The sequence below is a fragment of the Parasphingorhabdus sp. SCSIO 66989 genome (assembly GCF_032852305.1).
Taxonomy (GTDB): domain Bacteria; phylum Pseudomonadota; class Alphaproteobacteria; order Sphingomonadales; family Sphingomonadaceae; genus Alterisphingorhabdus; species Alterisphingorhabdus coralli.
This window is the reverse complement of record NZ_CP136594.1, coordinates 2,022,641-2,040,768: the sequence shown is the minus strand read 5'-3', so window position 1 is coordinate 2,040,768 and position 18,128 is coordinate 2,022,641. Positions and strand designations below refer to the sequence as shown.

General features: G+C 55.4%; 16 protein-coding genes. 8 read left to right on the top strand and 8 right to left on the bottom strand.

Annotated features, from left to right (window positions below; all coding sequences use genetic code 11):
- The first annotated feature begins 180 nt into the window (after positions 1 to 180).
- The 4 genes from eno to RB602_RS09450 all read left to right on the top strand — a co-directional run bounded on the left by eno (position 181) and on the right by RB602_RS09450 (position 4,409).
- Positions 181 to 1,458 carry a phosphopyruvate hydratase gene (gene eno / locus RB602_RS09465; protein WP_317080314.1) on the top strand — a complete coding sequence of 426 codons (1,278 nt, stop codon included), beginning with the start codon at positions 181 to 183 and terminating at the stop codon, positions 1,456 to 1,458.
- 102 nt (positions 1,459 to 1,560) lie between these two features.
- Positions 1,561 to 1,872 carry an FtsB family cell division protein gene (locus RB602_RS09460; protein ID WP_317080313.1) on the top strand — a complete coding sequence of 104 codons (312 nt, stop codon included), beginning with the start codon at positions 1,561 to 1,563 and terminating at the stop codon, positions 1,870 to 1,872.
- 135 nt (positions 1,873 to 2,007) lie between these two features.
- Complete coding sequence (gene pdhA / locus RB602_RS09455; protein ID WP_317080312.1) at positions 2,008 to 3,039, top strand: pyruvate dehydrogenase (acetyl-transferring) E1 component subunit alpha; 1,032 nt, start codon at positions 2,008 to 2,010, stop codon at positions 3,037 to 3,039.
- Positions 3,039 to 4,409 (top strand): pyruvate dehydrogenase complex E1 component subunit beta, encoded by a 1,371-nt coding sequence (locus tag RB602_RS09450; RefSeq protein ID WP_317080311.1) that lies wholly within the window; start codon positions 3,039 to 3,041, stop codon positions 4,407 to 4,409. Before pdhA ends, RB602_RS09450 begins: the two co-directional genes overlap by 1 nt.
- Before the next feature lie 9 nt (positions 4,410 to 4,418).
- On the opposite strand, the gene RB602_RS09445 is transcribed toward RB602_RS09450, so the two are convergent.
- The 3 genes from RB602_RS09445 to RB602_RS09435 are packed head-to-tail and all read right to left on the bottom strand — an operon-like array spanning position 4,419 to position 7,497.
- Positions 4,419 to 5,126 carry a TadE/TadG family type IV pilus assembly protein gene (locus RB602_RS09445; RefSeq protein WP_317080310.1) on the bottom strand — a complete coding sequence of 236 codons (708 nt, stop codon included), beginning with the start codon at positions 5,124 to 5,126 and terminating at the stop codon, positions 4,419 to 4,421.
- Positions 5,120 to 5,725, bottom strand: coding sequence for a TadE/TadG family type IV pilus assembly protein (locus RB602_RS09440; RefSeq protein ID WP_317080309.1), 606 nt, complete (start codon positions 5,723 to 5,725; stop codon positions 5,120 to 5,122). Before RB602_RS09440 ends, RB602_RS09445 begins: the two co-directional genes overlap by 7 nt.
- Positions 5,722 to 7,497: a TadE/TadG family type IV pilus assembly protein gene (locus tag RB602_RS09435; RefSeq protein WP_317080308.1), complete on the bottom strand. Its 1,776-nt coding sequence runs from the start codon at positions 7,495 to 7,497 to the stop codon at positions 5,722 to 5,724. Before RB602_RS09435 ends, RB602_RS09440 begins: the two co-directional genes overlap by 4 nt.
- A 161-nt stretch (positions 7,498 to 7,658) precedes the next feature.
- Between RB602_RS09435 and RB602_RS09430 the strand changes: the two genes are divergently transcribed.
- Together RB602_RS09430 and RB602_RS09425 are read left to right on the top strand one after the other, a co-directional pair.
- The gene (locus RB602_RS09430; RefSeq protein WP_317080307.1) at positions 7,659 to 8,318 is read left to right on the top strand and encodes a hypothetical protein; all 660 of its coding nucleotides are present in this window, start codon (positions 7,659 to 7,661) and stop codon (positions 8,316 to 8,318) included.
- Positions 8,319 to 8,364: 46 nt separating this feature from the next.
- Positions 8,365 to 8,829, top strand: a complete 465-nt coding sequence (locus tag RB602_RS09425) for an EF-hand domain-containing protein (protein ID WP_317080306.1) — start codon at positions 8,365 to 8,367, stop codon at positions 8,827 to 8,829.
- 299 nt (positions 8,830 to 9,128) lie between these two features.
- Here RB602_RS09425 and trmFO read toward each other — a convergent pair whose 3' ends face one another.
- On the bottom strand, positions 9,129 to 10,484 hold the full coding sequence (trmFO, locus tag RB602_RS09420; RefSeq protein ID WP_317080305.1) for a methylenetetrahydrofolate--tRNA-(uracil(54)-C(5))-methyltransferase (FADH(2)-oxidizing) TrmFO: 1,356 nt from the start codon (positions 10,482 to 10,484) through the stop codon (positions 9,129 to 9,131).
- Between the two features lie 183 nt (positions 10,485 to 10,667).
- Here trmFO and RB602_RS09415 point away from each other — a divergent pair, with 183 nt between their 5' ends.
- Positions 10,668 to 11,327, top strand: coding sequence for a lysoplasmalogenase family protein (locus RB602_RS09415; RefSeq protein ID WP_317080304.1), 660 nt, complete (start codon positions 10,668 to 10,670; stop codon positions 11,325 to 11,327).
- A gap of 198 nt (positions 11,328 to 11,525) precedes the next feature.
- Here the strand turns inward: RB602_RS09415 and gyrA are convergent, their stop codons facing one another.
- The 3 genes from gyrA to yaaA form a co-directional block, all read right to left on the bottom strand.
- Positions 11,526 to 14,192 carry a DNA gyrase subunit A gene (gene gyrA, locus RB602_RS09410; RefSeq protein WP_317084482.1) on the bottom strand — a complete coding sequence of 889 codons (2,667 nt, stop codon included), beginning with the start codon at positions 14,190 to 14,192 and terminating at the stop codon, positions 11,526 to 11,528.
- A 238-nt stretch (positions 14,193 to 14,430) separates the two neighbouring features.
- The gene (locus RB602_RS09405; RefSeq protein ID WP_317080303.1) at positions 14,431 to 15,141 is read right to left on the bottom strand and encodes an SDR family NAD(P)-dependent oxidoreductase; all 711 of its coding nucleotides are present in this window, start codon (positions 15,139 to 15,141) and stop codon (positions 14,431 to 14,433) included.
- Positions 15,138 to 15,896: a peroxide stress protein YaaA gene (gene yaaA / locus RB602_RS09400; RefSeq protein WP_317080302.1), complete on the bottom strand. Its 759-nt coding sequence runs from the start codon at positions 15,894 to 15,896 to the stop codon at positions 15,138 to 15,140. The genes RB602_RS09405 and yaaA overlap by 4 nt, the downstream gene beginning before the upstream one ends.
- A 299-nt stretch (positions 15,897 to 16,195) precedes the next feature.
- Between yaaA and RB602_RS09395 the strand changes: the two genes are divergently transcribed.
- The gene (locus RB602_RS09395) at positions 16,196 to 17,473 is read left to right on the top strand and encodes a hypothetical protein (RefSeq protein WP_317080301.1); all 1,278 of its coding nucleotides are present in this window, start codon (positions 16,196 to 16,198) and stop codon (positions 17,471 to 17,473) included.
- Positions 17,474 to 17,574: 101 nt separating this feature from the next.
- On the opposite strand, the gene RB602_RS09390 is transcribed toward RB602_RS09395, so the two are convergent.
- Positions 17,575 to 18,042: an Lrp/AsnC family transcriptional regulator gene (locus RB602_RS09390; RefSeq protein ID WP_317084480.1), complete on the bottom strand. Its 468-nt coding sequence runs from the start codon at positions 18,040 to 18,042 to the stop codon at positions 17,575 to 17,577.
- Between the last annotated feature and the right edge of the window lie 86 nt (positions 18,043 to 18,128).

Sequence of the window (18,128 nt, the reverse complement as noted above, 5' to 3'; positions counted from 1 at the left end):
AAGCGGAAAACCGCCCGCACTCGCGCTTGCCCTTGCTGGCTTATAGCATGAAATCAATCCTTTTCTTGTCAATAATGTTTATCCCGCTGGGTATAGGAATGCTGGGGAGCATTGTGTGCTTGCAATCCGAGCGCCGATGGTGAACAGGCTGCGGCAATATGCACCGTTCAGGAGGACATCATGACCGCGATTATTGATATTCATGCCCGTGAAATTCTCGACAGCCGGGGCAACCCGACGGTTGAGGTTGATGTTCTGTTGGATGACGGCAGCTTTGGCCGGGCAGCGGTGCCTTCGGGTGCATCGACCGGGGCCTATGAGGCGGTGGAACTGCGCGATGGCGACAAGGATCGCTATGGCGGCAAAGGCGTGATGAAAGCCGTTGATGCGGTTAATGGCGAGATATTTGAGGCGCTGGTCGGACTGGATGCCGAGGATCAGCGCGATATTGACGGCGCGATGATTGCGCTCGATGGCACAGACAATAAGGCCCGGCTCGGGGCGAATGCCATTCTAGGCGTGTCGCTGGCGACAGCGCGCGCTGCGGCCGATGCGCGGGGCTTGCCGCTCTACAGCTATATTGGCGGCGTTAGCGCGCATATCCTGCCGGTGCCGATGATGAATATCATCAATGGCGGCGAACATGCTGATAATCCTATCGATATTCAGGAATTTATGATTATGCCGGTAGGTGCGGAGACGCTGGCCGAGGGCGTACGCTGGGGTGCGGAAGTCTTTCATGCGCTCAAAAAGAAGCTGCATGGCGATGGTCTGGCAACGGGCGTCGGCGATGAAGGCGGTTTTGCACCCGATATTGCTTCGACCCGCGCGGCACTCGACTATATTGCAGCGGCTGTAGGTGAGGCAGGATTCACTCTTGGCAAGGATATCGTCCTTGCGCTTGACTGCGCCGCGACTGAGTTTTTTAGCGATGGCAAATACAAGCTCTCGGGTGAGAATGCCGAGCTGAGTTCCGAGGAGATGGCTCAATATCTCGCCAAGCTGTGCGCTGACTATCCGATCCGCTCGATTGAAGATGGCATGGCTGAAGATGACTGGCAGGGCTGGGCGGCGCTGACGCAAGCCGTGGGTGATAGCGTGCAACTGGTCGGTGATGATCTGTTTGTCACCAATACCGAACGCCTTGCGCGCGGTATCAAGGATGGTGTCGCCAATAGTCTTTTGGTCAAGGTCAACCAGATCGGCACCTTGTCAGAAACACTCGACGCTGTGCGCATGGCGCATGGTGCGCGTTATACGGCGGTTATGTCGCACCGCTCGGGAGAAACCGAGGACTCGACCATCGCCGATCTGGCAGTCGCCACCAATTGCGGCCAGATCAAAACCGGCAGCCTGGCGCGTTCGGATCGTCTTGCGAAATATAACCAGCTGATCCGCATCGAAGAAGAGCTGGACGACAGCGCCCACTATCCGGGTGCGGCTATATTTGGCGGCTAAATTCGCAATACATGGCCTGAAATACTCTGTCTGACGTATTTCGGGCCTTATTCTCCAATTGGTGCTTGCAACGCGGAATCTTTTGTGATTCAACAGATTGCGATGGTTAAGCAACAAACTCCTGCAGCTAAAGTGCGCTCCAAATTGGGGTCCGGTCTGGCGCTTTTGTGTCTGCTGGCCATTAGCGCCTATGCTGTGCTGGGGCCTACCGGCGTGCTGGCATGGGGCGACTATCAGCAGCGATTGCAGGAGCGCAAAGCCGAACTTGCCGCCTTGACCGAGAAAGAGGCTGCTCTGGAAAACCGCATCAATCTGCTGCAACCGGGCAAAGCCGACCCTGATCTGGCCGGTGAACTGATCCGCAAAGAGCTGAATGTCGTCCATCCCGACGAAATTGTTGTTCCTCTGAACTAAGCCCTTGGCAGCGCGTTGCCCGCGCTTTTCTTGTATACATATTCAAAGACGGTGAATGCGCTGGATAAGCCATTGCGCTATCGGGGATATATCGCATATAGCTCCGTCATCCCTCCCCGGAACAAGGACTTTGCCATGGCGCAAAAACCATCTGCAAAAGCTGATACCAAAGCCAAGCCGAAAAAGCTGGTGCGCTATAAAGCGAGCAAGGATGAACTGCTCGAATTCTATCGCCAGATGCTGCTTATCCGGCGGTTTGAGGAGAAGGCGGGTCAGCTATATGGTCTCGGTCTGATCGGTGGTTTTTGCCATCTCTATATCGGTCAGGAAGCAGTTGCGGTTGGTTTGCAATCGGCGATGAATGAAGGTGAAGACAGCGTCATCACCGGCTATCGCGACCATGGTCATATGCTCGCCTATGGCATTGATCCAAAAGTGATTATGGCCGAACTCACCGGACGCGCTGCGGGTATCTCCGAAGGCAAGGGCGGTTCGATGCACATGTTCAGCGTTGAGCAGAAATTCTATGGTGGGCATGGCATTGTCGGCGCGCAGGTATCGCTCGGGACCGGCCTCGGCTTTGCCCATAAATATCGCGATGATGGCGGCGTTTGCCTCACCTATTTCGGTGATGGTGCAGCCAATCAGGGCCAGGTCTATGAGAGCTTCAACATGGCCGAGCTGTGGAAGCTTCCGGTGATTTTCGCGATTGAAAATAACCAATACGCGATGGGTACCAGCGTCAACCGCTCTTCGGCCGAGGATCAGCTGTATCGCCGTGGCGAGAGCTTCCGTATCCCGGGCGTGCAGGTCGATGGCATGGACGTGCTGCAAGTGCGCGGTGCGGCGGAAATGGCGCTTGACTATGTGCGCGGCGGCAATGGCCCGATCTTGCTGGAACTGAAAACCTATCGCTATCGCGGTCACTCCATGTCTGACCCGGCCAAATATCGCAGCCGTGACGAAGTCCAGTCAGTGCGCGAAAAGTCTGACCCGATTGAGGCGGCCAAGGCGGAGCTGATCAAGAAGAAGGTCAAGGAAGAAGACCTGAAAGCGATCGACAAGGAAATTCGCAAGATCGTCGCGGAAGCTGCTGATTTTGCAGAAACTTCGCCCGAGCCGGAGCCGAATGAGCTCTATACTGACGTGCTGGTGGAGCAATATTGATGGCTATTGATCTGAAAATGCCCGCGCTTTCGCCCACCATGGAAGAAGGCACACTTGCCAAATGGCTGGTCAAGGTTGGTGATACGGTTGAGTCCGGCGATATTCTCGCCGAGATTGAGACCGACAAAGCGACGATGGAATTTGAGTCGATCGACGAGGGCGAGATTGTCGAGATATTGGTCGCAGAAGGCACAGAGAATGTCGCCGTCGGCACCGTGATTGCGCGCATGGCAGGTGAGGGCGAGGAAGCTGCGCCTGCCGCTGCAGCGCCTGAACCGGCACCTGCTCCCGCGCCAGCAGCCAGCGCCGCGCCTGCACCAGCATCTGTGGCTCCTGCAACCATTGAGCGTGCCAGCGATCCTGCAGTGCCGGAAGGTACCAACATGGTCCCGATCACCGTCCGCGAAGCATTGCGTGACGCCATGGCCGAGGAAATGCGCAGCGATGACCGTGTTTTCGTCATGGGCGAGGAAGTTGCCGAGTATCAGGGTGCTTACAAGGTTACCCAGGGCTTGCTGGAAGAATTTGGCGACCGCCGGGTGATCGATACACCAATTACCGAATATGGCTTTGCCGGCGTTGGTACCGGCGCGTCCATGGGCGGATTGCGTCCGATTGTCGAGTTTATGACCTTCAACTTCGCCATGCAGGCGATTGACCATATCATCAACTCTGCGGCCAAGACCAACTATATGTCTGGCGGGCAGATGCGTTGCCCGGTGGTGTTTCGCGGCCCCAATGGCGCAGCAAGCCGCGTTGCCGCGCAGCATAGCCAGAACTTCGGCCCCTGGTATGCCAGCGTCCCCGGCCTGATCGTGATCTCACCCTATGACGCCGCCGATGCCAAGGGCTTGCTCAAGGCGGCCATCCGCACCGAAGACCCGGTGGTTTTCCTGGAAAATGAACTGCTTTACGGCCGCAGCTTCGATATTCCCGAGATTGACGATTATGTGCTGCCCATCGGCAAAGCGCGCACCATGCGCGAGGGTGCTGACGTCACCATTGTCAGCTATTCCATCGGTGTCGGCATAGCGCTCGAAGCCGCCGATGCGCTGGCGGGGCAGGGCATTGATGCCGAAGTCATCGATTTGCGCACCCTGCGTCCGCTGGATAAACAGGCTGTGCTCGATAGCCTCGCCAAGACCAACCGCATGGTGGTGGTTGAAGAAGGCTGGCCCACCTGTTCCATCGCCAGCGAAATCGCCGCGATCGCCATGGAAGAAGGCTTTGACGACCTCGATGCGCCGGTATTACGCGTCACCAATGAAGATGTGCCGCTGCCCTATGCCGCCAATCTGGAAGAATTGGCGCTGGTCGATGCCGAGCGCGTAATCGCGGCGGTGCGCAAGGTTTGTTACGTCGACGGCTGAGCGCGGCTCTTATGACGCGGTAAAGCGGTTACAGTGCGGGTTCCGCGCACCATCATTTGCGACGCCTTCGGCTAGATTGCGATCATCGCGGATGGTGAAGGCGGCTTCGTGCTTGATCACCTGACCGGACACAAAACTGTCGCCAAAAAGGCCCGGATATTCATAGAATATCTCGACATACATCACAGCGCTGCCGCGCTCTGCCCGGATTTCCTCACCCGCAGGGCCCATGCCGACAAATGAGCTGTCATTGCGCTCGTTAATCCCCTGAGGGCCATAATCTGAACTGTAGTTTTTCGTTCCAATACAACGCTGCCAGCGGATTCTTTGCCAGCGACCGTTATTGGTGGTTTCCAGACTGGAAAGGATCACTCGACCATTTTCCAGCAAATCAATCTCATCCCCTTGCAAGCGCGCACCGGCAAAAACCGAGTTCACATCCGAGCGATAGATGGTTTTTGAGGACGAACCGGTAACGGTCTGGCCCATACGCGATGCATTATCGGCAAGGCTGAGCGCGGCCTGGCTGACATTCATACTGGTAATCGCGAGATAGGCCATCTCGGTACCGAACATGCCGAGCCCGAGAAAGATCGGGAGGCTGAAGGCAAATTCCGTTAGAGCAAGTCCGCTCTTGCTTTTGCCAAGGTGCTTGAACAGTCCTCGTAATGGGCGTTTGCGCAATGTTTCAGGTGAAGCGGTGGAGGTCATCAGCATGTCTCCCTGCTAACTTCAGGCGGAATATCCTGCTGGCCATAGGGCTGGTTTCGCAGCACCGATTCATGCACCATTTGGCCGGTTTGCGAGATACCCAACAGTCCATAAAGTGGAAATATCCGCGGATAGGTCATGGTTACGCGATACAGAACGATATCGCGCGGGCCGCCAATACCTGCTTCGCCAAGATCGGCATCCCAATTGCCATTGCCGTTCTCGTCGTCAAAGGTCTCACCAGGATCGCAGAAACCGTCGCTATTATCGTCGGTAACGATCACCTCAGGACGGGCAATATCGGCAAAGTCATAATAGCTGGTGCGTTCAAAGGTCAGTTGGGCGCTGTTGTTGATGTTTTGCATCTGGCTGGTCACTTCGGCATCAATGGCATTAACACTGCCCGGTGCAGTTTCCAGCGTTGAAGAGCGCGCTGCCTCAGCCACTGAACCTGCCAATGTGGCGCGCAGAAATACCGAATAGCCGATGTCAAAAGCGCCCATAAGCAACAACAGAAATGTTGGCGCAATAATCGCGAACTCAATGAGCGTGGCGCCTTTGCGGCACCCTTTTAGGCGATGCAGCAGAGAAAAACCGGGCATCATTCGGTAAGCCTCAATTCTGCAATCTGCTCGGCGATTATGGCGAAGGCAGTGTTCAATTCTGACGCATTATTTGCGACATAGGAACTGTTCGGGCTGGCGCAATCGGTCAACTCGGTCGTGAGTGCTGTGTTGAAAGCGACAACCCAAAGACGGATGCCCTTTGCCTTTATGGCGCGGCAGAGCTCGGTATATCGCGTTTCAATATTTGGCACTTGAGCACCATATTCGTCAGATTCTCCGTTTACGACCCCGGTTATGCGACCATCATGGCGCTCAATTCCATAGGAACTATAGGCGCTGGTGCTGGCCCCAAGATCACCGTCCGTCATCCACACAAGGTGTCGGCCGACAAAACCACCATTATTAGGGGCTTCCTGAACATTTGCACTGAAGATACCCGTTGTTGACGACAGTCTTGCTCCCCAAAGAAGGCCGATGTCGTGATATGTACCTCCATCGGGTATCAAGCTCTGATTGAAGGTCTGATAGTCTGCAAGATTTGCATATTGCGCTAGGGTTGCAGATCGTGCGGGACACGCGACCTGCGGTGTGCGCGTCTCGTCAACATCGGTCGTAGATTCTATACCGAAGAACCGGCGAACCGATATTTCCGGCCAATACGGTCTCCAACGGGTTGCGTCGTCAAAGGGCGCACCATCTATATCAAGGTCAAACAATCCTGATGGAGAAAACTGGCCACTGCCGATATCAAAGGAGATCGCACCGGTGCCAATCGTGTCACGCTCCTCGATACAGCCGGCCCAAGTATAGCTATTACTCGTCCGTTCAGTCGGGTCTTGTGTTGCTATGCCGGCCTTATAATTCGATACGTCAAATGTTACCTGCCGATAGACACGGCGCTCCTCATCCCAGATACAACCACCATAAGTGGCATCGTAACGGCCATAGACGCGATAGCCCGGCCAGGTTCCAAAATACCTATCGCAATCTGCCGTATAGGTCGGATTTTGGCTGCGAAAATACTCTATAGTTTCGAGTTCGGTTGACTGGTAGCTATGCTCATTAACAATATGGTCTGGTTGCAATAGATAGCCGGTGTTTACGGTTTGCGAATAGGGAACAAAAGCATAGCGCACCCTTGCTCCGCTATTTTCAGCAGCGTCATCGATGGTACTGTAAAAGCTGTCCATCGCGGTCCTTAGGGCCGCCAATCGGGAAGTTTGTGATAGCCCCTCAAAAGCAACTCCCTCTACAGGGACATATCCATTCGCAACAAAGTACCGATTGCATTGGTCCGTATTTGAGTTTTCCGGACACGCCATCGATCCCGTGTTATCGAGCACGAAGGTGATGTCCGAATTGGCGATTTCCAGCTGTGCGGTGCAGTTAACCGCCATATCCATGCCATCGATATTGAACATGCGCATAATCACCGTAGGCACGGTGACAGAGGCATTGCCGACAACGGTCGATCCACCAGCGGGATTGTCCGTGGTGAACGACGCGTTGGTCGATTCCATATAGTCATTGGGGAAATTGATATCGAAATAGTCTTCGGCAATGCCTTTTGCGGCGGTGGTGTATTCGCCATCGGCCATTGCCTTGCGGCCCGCCAATACGCCCGCATCACAGGCCTGTTGCAGGCGTGATTTCACCATATAGGCGCGGCTCATATCAACGCCGCTGCCTATCATCGCGGTAAGCGGCACCAGTCCTGCAGCGACCATGGCCAATGTGTTACCCGCAACGCTGCGGCGTAGGCGCATCAGCAAATCCACCAGAGCAAAGATTGCGAGTTTTTTGTTCATCATGCTCATACCCATCCGTTCACGCTGCATCTGGCCCTATGAGGCCCCATGCGCGCGATCATTCGGCGGAGTTATAGAGGGGAAGTGATGATCGGGTTTCTAAGGAACAGGGTTAAAATGACATTAAACTTGCTTTCCGCAGCGAGGCATCGGAATAGGCCGCGATGGATGATCCGCTACATCTGGCGCCATGGCAGCGACTGGCTCTGGCCTATGCGCCGGCATCGGTGCGCAAGGCTCAGGAAACCGTGCTTGCGATGGATGCCATTGGCGGCAAGATCTGTGACAGCACCAGCGAGATGTTGCTTGGTCAGATGCGTTATGCATGGTGGCGTGACGTCATCAATGGCACCTCCAAAGATCGCCGCACCGGTCATCCGCTGCTGCTGATGCTTAATGAACAGCCCGGCTTTCCAAAACTGATATTGGTGCCGATTATCGATGCCTGGGAAGGCTATATTGCCGATAGCGAGGGCGAAGAAGCGGGTGTCCATGCCGAACAGCGCGGGACCATGCTGGGCAGGGCATTGGCTGAGGTAAGCGAGATTGCACCATTTGCCGAATTAGAACAGCTAATGGGCTGTTATGCGTTATGGGATGATCTGCGCATGGGCCGCTATGATGATGCGGCTGCGGTGACAGCAAAGGAAGCGCTGATCAGCCAGATTACCCCGCTTGCCAAGGTAAAGCTGGAGCGCAAGCTGAGACTGGTTGCGATTATCCGCGACATGATTATCCGCGATGGCCTGTATGATGCTTGGGACAAACCCCTTATGCGCCCATCCATGGCGGTGCGGATTATCAGGCGCGGCCTGACAGGCTAGGCTTTGCCTGTTATATCCCTTTACCTCTCAATAGATGAGGTGACAGATGGGCAAATATCTGATCGGTGGCGTTGCGACCCTTATGCTGATGCTGGCCGGGTTTCTCTATATGCTGGGCAACGCACAGGAAGAGGTTGCCGTTCAGGCCGAGCCACCGCCGCAGGATATTGCACCACCCGATAGCGAACTCCCCGAAGCCGATGTTTCGGATCTGGTAGGGCCTGAGCCGCCTGAGGCAACCGAGCTAACCCGCGAGCAACGCCGCTTTGCCCGTTATGATCGCGATTCCAACCTGCGTATTACCCGCAATGAAATGCTGAGTAGCCGCAGCAAGGCGTTTCGCAAGCTGGATATTGATGGCAATAATCTACTGACATTCGAGGAATGGGCGGTGGCGACGGTCAACCGCTTTGAAGACGCGGATGCTGATGGTGATGCGGAACTGACACCGGAAGAGTTTGCGACGACCCGGCCCAAGCGGAAGAGCAAGAAAGAGCGCTGTCGGTGCTGAAGAATTGCTAACTCCGCGCAAGCGGAAGTCTTAGACTGTTTTTCACTTAGCTTGAAACACGTCATTGCGAGCGTAGCGAAGCAATCCAGGGCAACACGCACCTGCTCTGGGTTGCCGCGTCGCTTCGCTCCTCGCAATGACGATTCAATGTAAATGAATTCGACTCTAGAACATTTCGTTTCACGCAAAGATGCGAAGACGCAAAGTGATAATTCTTAGCGTCTTCGCGTCTTTGCGTGAGAATAAAAGCATTAGAAGAACGACCCTTCGACAAGCTCAGGGCGAACGATAGCGGGTGTCTATGCCGCTTGCGAAAAAGCACCCAACCAGCTTTGCAGATCCGCCCGCGCGCGCGCCGTATAGGCTTCTTTGCGCTCCTTCTTCTTCACCTTGCCTTCCAGCGGCGGGAACAGGCCGAAATTGACATTCATCGGCTGATAATCGCTGGCATCGGCATCGCCGGTGATATGTGAGAGCAGGGCGCCCAAGGCTGTTGTTTGAGGCGGGGCATCAAGCGGTGATCCACGCAATTCAGCCGCGGTCATGCGTGCCGCCATCAGGCCGACGGCAGCGCTTTCGACATAGCCTTCGCAGCCGGTAATCTGCCCGGCGAAGCGGATATGCGGTGCTTTTTTGAGCCTTAGCGAGCGATCAAGCAATGTCGGCGAATTGATAAATGTGTTGCGATGCAGTCCGCCCAATCGCGCAAATTCGGCATTTTCCAGCCCGGGAATGGTACGGAACAGCTCAACCTGCGCGCCATATTTGAGCTTGGTCTGAAAGCCGACCATATTCCACAACGTGCCGAGCCGGTTATCCTGCCGCAACTGCACCACGGCATAGGGCCAGCGCCCGGTACGCGGATCGTCCAGGCCGACCGGCTTCATCGGGCCATAGCGCAGCGTATCAACGCCGCGTGACGCCATGACTTCAATCGGCATACAGCCCTCAAAATAGGGGGTATCCTTTTCCCATTGTTTGAAATCGGTCTTTTCGCCGTCCATCAGGCCCTGATGGAAAGCGAGATACTGCTCCTTGTCCATCGGGCAGTTGATATAGTCCTTGCCGTCGCCATCGGCGCTGCCCTTGTCCCAGCGCGACTGTTTCCAGGCGATATCCATATCGATGCTGTGATGATGCACAATCGGCGCAATCGCGTCGAAAAAGGCGAGGGACTCTGATCCGGTGGCGGCACCAATGCTCTCGGCAAGCGATGCAGCGGTCAGTGGGCCGGTAGCGACAATCGTTGCGCCTTCGCTCGGTAGGCTGTCCACGCGCTCACGCACAATGATAATATTCGGGTGATTTGTCAGCCGTTTGCTGACTTCATCAGAGAAGATATCACGGTCTACAGCGAGCGCCGACCCCGCGGGAACCTTGGCGAGTTCTGCGGCCGCCATGATGATAGAATCCAAGGCACGCATTTCCGCATGCAGCAGGCCCACCGCATTGCGTTCGGCATCGTCCGAGCGGAAGCTGTTGGAACAGACAAGTTCGGCAAGACCATCGGTCTGATGCGCCGGGGTCATATCCCCTGATCCTCGCATTTCCGACAGGCGGACTTTCAGCCCGGCCTGTGCGAGTTGCCAGGCGGCTTCAGAGCCGGCAAGGCCACCGCCGATAATATGAACGTCGTGCGATTGTGTGTCTGTCATGCCCGAGCCTATGCCAATTTCGCGGCTAAACGGCAATGGCACAATTTGGCGGATATGGCGTAACGGCAGTATGGACAGGTCCGTCCCATCACCGTTAAGGCTGAGCCTGTGGAAGCCTGTCTCTCAAATTGAGAAGCGCCCTTCGACAGGCTCAGGGCTAAAGGTTTAGGGGAGGCAACATCCATGAAACAGGCTTTGGTTGAAGACAGGCCCTTTCTGATCCTCAGCCTGGTTTTTGCCATTGGTTTTCCCTTTCTGCGCGACGGGGCGCTGCCCGAAAGCCTGTTGATGGTGTGGAAAGCGGGTGCGGTGGCGATGCTCGCGCTCTATGCATTGCGGCGGCTGAAAAGCCTCGACGGTTGGCTGTTATGCGGCGCACTGGCGCTATCCGCGCTCGGCGATGCGCTGATCATCCTTGATCTGACGACCGGGGCAATTGCGTTTCTGGCATCGCATATCGTGGCGATAGCACTGTATGCGCGTAATCGGCGCGAACAGGTTGCGCCCAGTCAACGGCTTCTGGGCATATTGCTGGTCATCATCGTGCCGTTGCTGTCCCACCTGGTGTCTTTTGGCGAAGCAGGATGGGGGCTTATTCTTTACGGCTTGGGCCTCGGCCTGATGGCAGGCATGGCCTGGGCAAGTCGCTTCCCGCGCTATCGGGTCGGGATTGGTGCGGTGCTGTTTGTTGTTTCCGATCTTTGTATCTTTGCAGGAATGGGGATCAGTAAAGATGGCTGGCTAGTCAATCAGGCTGTCTGGCCGCTTTATTATGCGGGCCAGTTGATGATTGCCATGGGCGTGGTGCGGTTTCTGCGTGTGCGGCCTTATTTGAGTGCTTAGCACACTGAATTTCTCGCAAAGAACGCGAAGATTTTCAAGAGGTTATCGCTCCATGGTAGCTCTTTGCGCCTTTGCGTCTTTGCGTGATCAATAGTCTCCCTCCCCTCTAGGGGAGGGATTAAGGGAGGGGGATGTCCCCAAGCGCGTCGCTTGAACTTGCAATCACCTCTCCGCTACAGGGAAGAGCGCTAGAAACCTCTAATGCCTTGTTTCGCCTGTCTCTTCACCCGACTCTTCCCCATCCTCAGGCTCTTCGGTCTCGTCAATCAGCGCCGCGCTGACGACATGCTCGTCATCAGCCACATTGAAAATCCGCACCCCGGCTGAACCACGGCCGATAATCCGGTAGCCACGATCATCATCTTCACCCAGCAGATGCCTGAGATCAATCGCAATACGGATCAGCTTGGCCTGATCGGTAACCAGCATAAGCTGATCGCCATGTTTCACCGGGAAGCTGGCCACGACAGCGCCATTGCGCGCGATATTGTCGATATTGACCACGCCCATCCCGCCGCGTTTGATGGTGCGATATTCATAGGCGGAGGAAATCTTGCCATAGCCATTGGCGCAGATGGTGAGGATAAACTCTTCCTTCTCTGCCATTTCCGCCATGCGTTCGGCGGACAGCTCCGGTGCGTTCTCATTATCCTTCCATGGTGCGGCTTTGAGATAGGCTTCGCGCTCCTCGGCGGTGGTGCCGGTGGTGTTCAGGATCGCCAGCGAGACGACCTCTATGTCGCCCTTTGGTCCCATGCCTTGCACGCCAATGCCGGTGCGGCTCTTGGTTTCGCGGGCATCAGTCGCGGCAAAGCGCACCGCCTTGCCGGTGCTGCTGGCGAGGAAGACCTCCTGCGTCTCGTTAAGCAACTGCACGCCGATCAACCGGTCACCACTATCCTCAACAAAGCCCATGGCGTATTTGCCGTTGGACGGGATATTGGTGAAGGAATCCATAGAGTTACGCCGCACCATGCCCTGTTCGGTGGCGAAGATTATGTTGAGATTTTCCCACTCGCCCTCATCCTCAGGCAGAGGCAGGACATTGGTGATGGTCTCATCTTCTTGCAGCGGCAGCATATTCAGCATAGGCCGCCCCTTGGTCTGCGGTCCGCCTTCGGGCAGTTTCCAGACTTTGAGGCGGTAGACGCGGCCATGATTGGAGAAGAACAGCACCGGATTATGCGTCGAGGTGACAAACATCTCGACCACCGCATCCTCATCCTTGGTCGCCATGCCCGCGCGGCCCTTGCCGCCACGGCCCTGAGCGCGGAAAGTTGCCAGCGGGGTGCGCTTGATATAGCCGCCATGGGTGACGGTGACGACCATATCCTCGCGCTCCATCAGGTCTTCATCTTCGAGACCATCCCATGCGGGGGCAATCTCGCTGACACGCGGTGTGGCGAATTCTGCGTGGATTTGCTCGAATTCTTCGCGCATCACGCCATAGAGCACAGCACGATCAGTCAGAATCTCAAGATAGCCCTCAATATCCGTCGCCAGCCCTTTGAGTTCATTGCCAATTTCATCGCGGCCAAGCGCGGTCAGGCGGTGCAGACGCAGATCAAGAATGGCTTTGACCTGTGCTTCGCTCAGTTGATAGCTGTCGCCGGAAACATCATCCTCTAACGCTTCGACCAGACGGATATAGGGCGCGATTTCGCCCATCGGCCATTCGCGCGCCAGCAGCTTCTCGCGCGCTTCAACAGGGCTGGCAGAGCCACGGATGATTTGCACCACCTCGTCAAGATTGGTGACCGCGACCACCAGGCCAAGCAATAGATGCGCTCGCTCGCGCGCCTTGGCGAGCTCGAACTTGGTGCGGCGGGTGATGACCTCTTCGCGGAAGCGGACAAAGGCCTCGATAATATCGCGCAGATTGAGGATTTCCGGGCGACCGCCGCGAATGGCAAGCATATTCGCCGGGAACCCGGACTGAGCAGGGGTGTGGCGCCAGAGTTGGTTGAGCACCACCTCCTCGGTGGCATCGCGTTTCAGATCAATCACCACACGCACGCCATCGCGGCTTGATTCATCGCGAATATCGGAAACGCCCTCAATCCGGCCATCCTTGGCGGCTTCGGCGATCTTCTCGACCAGTCCGGCCTTGCCGACCTGATAGGGGATAGAGGTCAGGACGATGGCGCGTTTGTCGCCGCGGCCTTCCTCAATCTTATGCCGTGCCCGTGTCAGGATCGAACCGCGCCCGGTCTGATAGGCAGCGCGCGCGCCAGCTTGGCCCAGGATCAGCGGTGCCGTCGGGAAATCCGGCCCCGGAATAATCTCGATCAATTCCTCAATCGTAATCCCCGGATTATCGATATAGGCGAGGCAGGCTGTGACCACTTCGCCGAGATTATGCGGCGGGATATTGGTCGCCATGCCCACCGCGATGCCGCCCGCGCCATTGACCAGCAAATTGGGGAAACGCGCCGGTAGTACCTGTGGCTCCTGCATCGAGCCGTCATAATTGGGCGCAAAATCGACCGTATCCTTATCGAGATCATCGAGCAGTGTATTGGCGACCTTGGCCAGCCTTGCCTCAGTATAACGCATGCTCGCCGGCTTATCAGGGTCCATCGAGCCGAAATTGCCCTGACCGTCGATGAGCGGCACACGCATCGACCAGTCCTGCGTCATCCGCGCCAGCGCTTCATAAATCGCGGCATCGCCATGCGGGTGATAATTACCCATGACATCACCGACGATTTTCGCTGATTTGCGATAGGGTCGCCCGGCGACAAATCCACCTTCTTTTGAGGCGAAGAGAATGCGGCGATGTACCGGCTTCAGACCATCGCGCACATCGGGCAGCGCGCGGCTGACAATCACCGACATGGCATAGTCGAGATAGCTCGATTTCATCTCATCAACGATATCGATCGGGGCGATGTCGTCGGGGCCGTTTTCCGGGTTGGAACCTGTGTCTATCTCACTCACGTTAAACTACTCACAAATATGATATTTTATTACTTTTTCGCATCTTGCGACCTGATTGTCAGACTTAGAGGAAACGGGCTGTTTTGACCAGCAATTGCGACCTGTGACCCAAGGTTATCGACAGCTAATTATGCCCATTTTGGGCGGGCTCATCTTGCTGCCCTCAAGGCGTAATTTCCTGCCCGTCCCAGGCAAAAAGCTTGCCGGTATCAACCGGCCGCAATTCGTCCAGCACATCAAGCAATTGCATGGCGGCGCGCTCCGGGCTGAACAGCTTGCCCGGCTGCACATTGCCCTGAAATGGCGTGCTGAGCGCCGTATCGACGGTGCCCGGATGCAAAGCGACCGCGATTGACCGCTCGTTCCGCCGTGACCATTCTATCGCGATATTACGGATCAGCATATTGAGCGCAGCCTTGGACGCACGATAGCCATGCCATCCGCCAAGACGGTTATCCGAGATGCTGCCAACTCGGGCACTGATGGCGGCGAAAACGCAGCGTTCCTTGCGCGGCATTAGCGGCAGAAAATGCTTGGCGACAAGGGCAGGGCCGATGGCATTGACCGCATAGTTTTGCATAAGCCAATCGGCATCCAGATCACGCAGGGCCTTTTCCGGTTGCTTTCCACCATCATGCAGCAAGCCAGATGCACAGATAATCAGCGTTACAGGCATCTCTAAGGCCTCGATCCGTTTTGCAGCCGCTTCTATACTGGCTTCGTCCTGCAGGTCGATATGGGCATCACCATGTGCGCTGCGGGCAAGGCGGTGGACAGTTGCAAAAGCGCCTTCATCATCAAGCGCATCGGCCAAAGCACCACCAATCCCGCCATTTGCACCGATAATGACTGCCGCCTGACGGCTTGACGTCATGAGCGGATGAACCGCAGATTTGTGTCGTTGCTGCTCTCCGGGTCAAAGCGATAACCATCCCAGTCAAAATCCTTGAGCGCTTCGGGATCGGTCAAGCGGTTCTCACAGATATAGCGCGCCATAGTGCCACGGGCGCGTTTAGCGGCGAAGCTTATAAAGCGCGGACCATCGGGGCCATCCTGACGGAAATCGATGTTGATGATTGGTAGGGTAAGCGCCTTTTGTCCGGCCTCCACGGCTGCGAAATATTCCTGGCTGGCAAGATTGATAATCGCTTTTGCTTCAATCGCTTCTGCATCTTTGGCAATCATCGGCGCGATATCATCTTGCCAATAATCGACCAGCTTTTTGCGTCGCGGCGCCCATCTTGTGCCCATTTCCAGCCGATGCGGGCGGATCTGATCCAATGGCCGCAATAAGCCATAAAGCCCTGACAATATGCGTAAATGATCCTGCGCAAAATCTATCGTCGCCTCATCCATCGTCTTGGCTTCCAGCCCGGTATAGACATCGCCATTATAGGCGAACAGCGCCTGCTTTTCCGGCTGCGCGAAAAAGTCCTTATAGCGACCATGGTTGAGCGCAATCAGGCTGTCCGACACCGGCATAATGCTCTTGAGCTTGGGCTTGCTGAACCGCGATAGCGCATTGGCCAGCTTCTCGGTTTTTTCGGCGAAGCGTGGCTGTGTAGCCTCGGCACCGTTCACGGGCGTATCAAAGTCAAGCGATTTTGCGGGAGATATGAGAATGATCATACAGCTTATGTAGGAAAGCCTTGTGGCTTAGACCAGAGGAGAAGTGCGGTATATCAACATATTTGACGCTGCTCGCTGGCAATACGCCAGCGCTATGCATCCGGTCGCCAAATCTCTCTTGACCCGGCCAAGCGCATTGCACATGAATGGCGCAATAACGAAGATGTTCAATGCAGGTTCAGCGGATGAAAGGTACAGACAAATTCGATCCTTAACAGTCGCGACGATGCGGATTGCCCGGTCATTGCGATATTCCATTCATCCTAAACAATAATAAGAGACGTTTTCAGGAGGACTTAATGCGCTCACAATCCCTTTTTTCGCTGTCCATGGCGGCATTGCTAGCTGGAGCGACCACCTTGTCGCTCGCCCTGCCGGTGGACGGCGCATCTGCGCAACGGAGCAAGAAAGACAAAAAGAAGAAAAAGTCCGAACGGCCTGATGTCAGCAGCGACTTTGTTGAGCCTTTCAATAAGGCGAATGATGCGATTGATGCCCAGGACATAGCAACAGCCGAAGCACAATTGGCGATTGCAGGGCCTCTTGCGGATACACCAGATGAGAATTTTTTCCTGGGCAACGCCACGGTTCGCCTTGGCGGCCTAAAAAATGACCGTGTCATGCAACGCAAAGGCATATTGCTAATGCTGGACAGCGGCAAAGCGCCGCCAGAAAATATAGGCCGTTTTAGCTATTTGGCCGGGGTTTTTGCGTATGAGAATGAAGAATACCCCGAAGCGGAACAGCGCTTCAAAACCGCGATCGATTCTGGATTCTCGCAGGACAATATCGAGCGTCTATATGTTGATACTATTTTCCGTCAGAACAGGACGGCAGAAGGCTTGCAGACCCTAAAGGCAACGGTCGAGCGCATTAAAGCAAGCGGTGCCCAGGTTGATGAGGGTTTTTATCGGTCTGGAGTTCGTAACTCAGCCAATGCTGGCCTGATGCAGGAAACCAATTACTGGTCGCAGCAATGGGTGGCAAACTATCCGTCTGCAACCAGCTGGCGTGATGCGCTTACGCTTTTCCGTCAAAATGCGAGCTTCCCAAACGCTGTCAATATTGACCTGATGCGTCTGATGCGGGTGAGCGAAGCGATGGTTAGTGAGCAGGATTATGCCGAGTATATAGAAAACGCTGACCCACGCGCTTTGCCGGGCGAGGTGGCTTCCGTGATTGAGGAAGGCATTGCAAAGGGCCAGCTTGAAGCTGGAAATGCGTTCTTCAATGAGAGTTTGTCGATGGCGAAACAGCGGATTCCGGATGACCGCGGTTCGCTGGGGTCAGGTGAAAGTGCGGCGCGTAGCTCAAGCAATCCGATGGTCGCCCTGGGCACCGCGGATGCCTATCTGGGCTATGGTGAATATGCCAAAGCGGCTGAGCTTTATGCAGTTGCGCTTGGCAAACCGGGCGTTGACGCCAATCTGGCGAACACCCGCTTAGCAATTGCCCAAGCCATGGGCGGTGACTATGCCTCTGCGCGCAGTTCCTTTGCTAAAGTGACTGGTCCGCGCCAGCCTCTGGCGGAATTTTGGACAATCTGGCTGGATCAGCAGTCTGCCACCGGCGGTTAAGACGATTATCGGCAATGGTCGGCGAGGGATCGCGATCCTTCACCGGCCATTACTGATTTATCATTTCGCGCACATCGAACGCCTAGCAAAAGGCTGCTAACTTAGCGCTCCAAAGGTACACCCGGCTGGTTCTTCGCCGTCCTGATGGTCAGCGATGTCTTGACGCTCGCGACATTGGGAGCTGGGGTCAATCGCGAAGTCAGAAACTCCTGAAACGTCTGTAGATCATGCGACACGATCTTCAGGATGAAGTCGATTTCGCCATTCAACATATGGCATTCGCGCACTTCGGGAAGCTCCATGATATGGTCTTCAAATTCCTTTAAGGCGCTTTCTGCCTGACTTTTCAGGCTGACCATTGCAAATACCGTGATAGCAAAGCCCAATGCAGCGGGATTGATATCCGCATGATAGCCATTGATGATATCTGCTTCTTCCAATGCGCGCACCCGGCGCAGACAGGGCGGCGCGGTCAGGCCAACTCGCTCTGCCAGTTCGACATTGGTTATGCGGCCATTGGCTTGCAGTTCGCCAAGCAACTTACGATCAATTTCGTCAAGATTCGCCAAAGTCATGGCTCCGTCTCCCGTAATATCCGGTTATGATTGGTACCTTAGCGATAATTATATTATTTTCCAGCGCAATTGTCCCACTT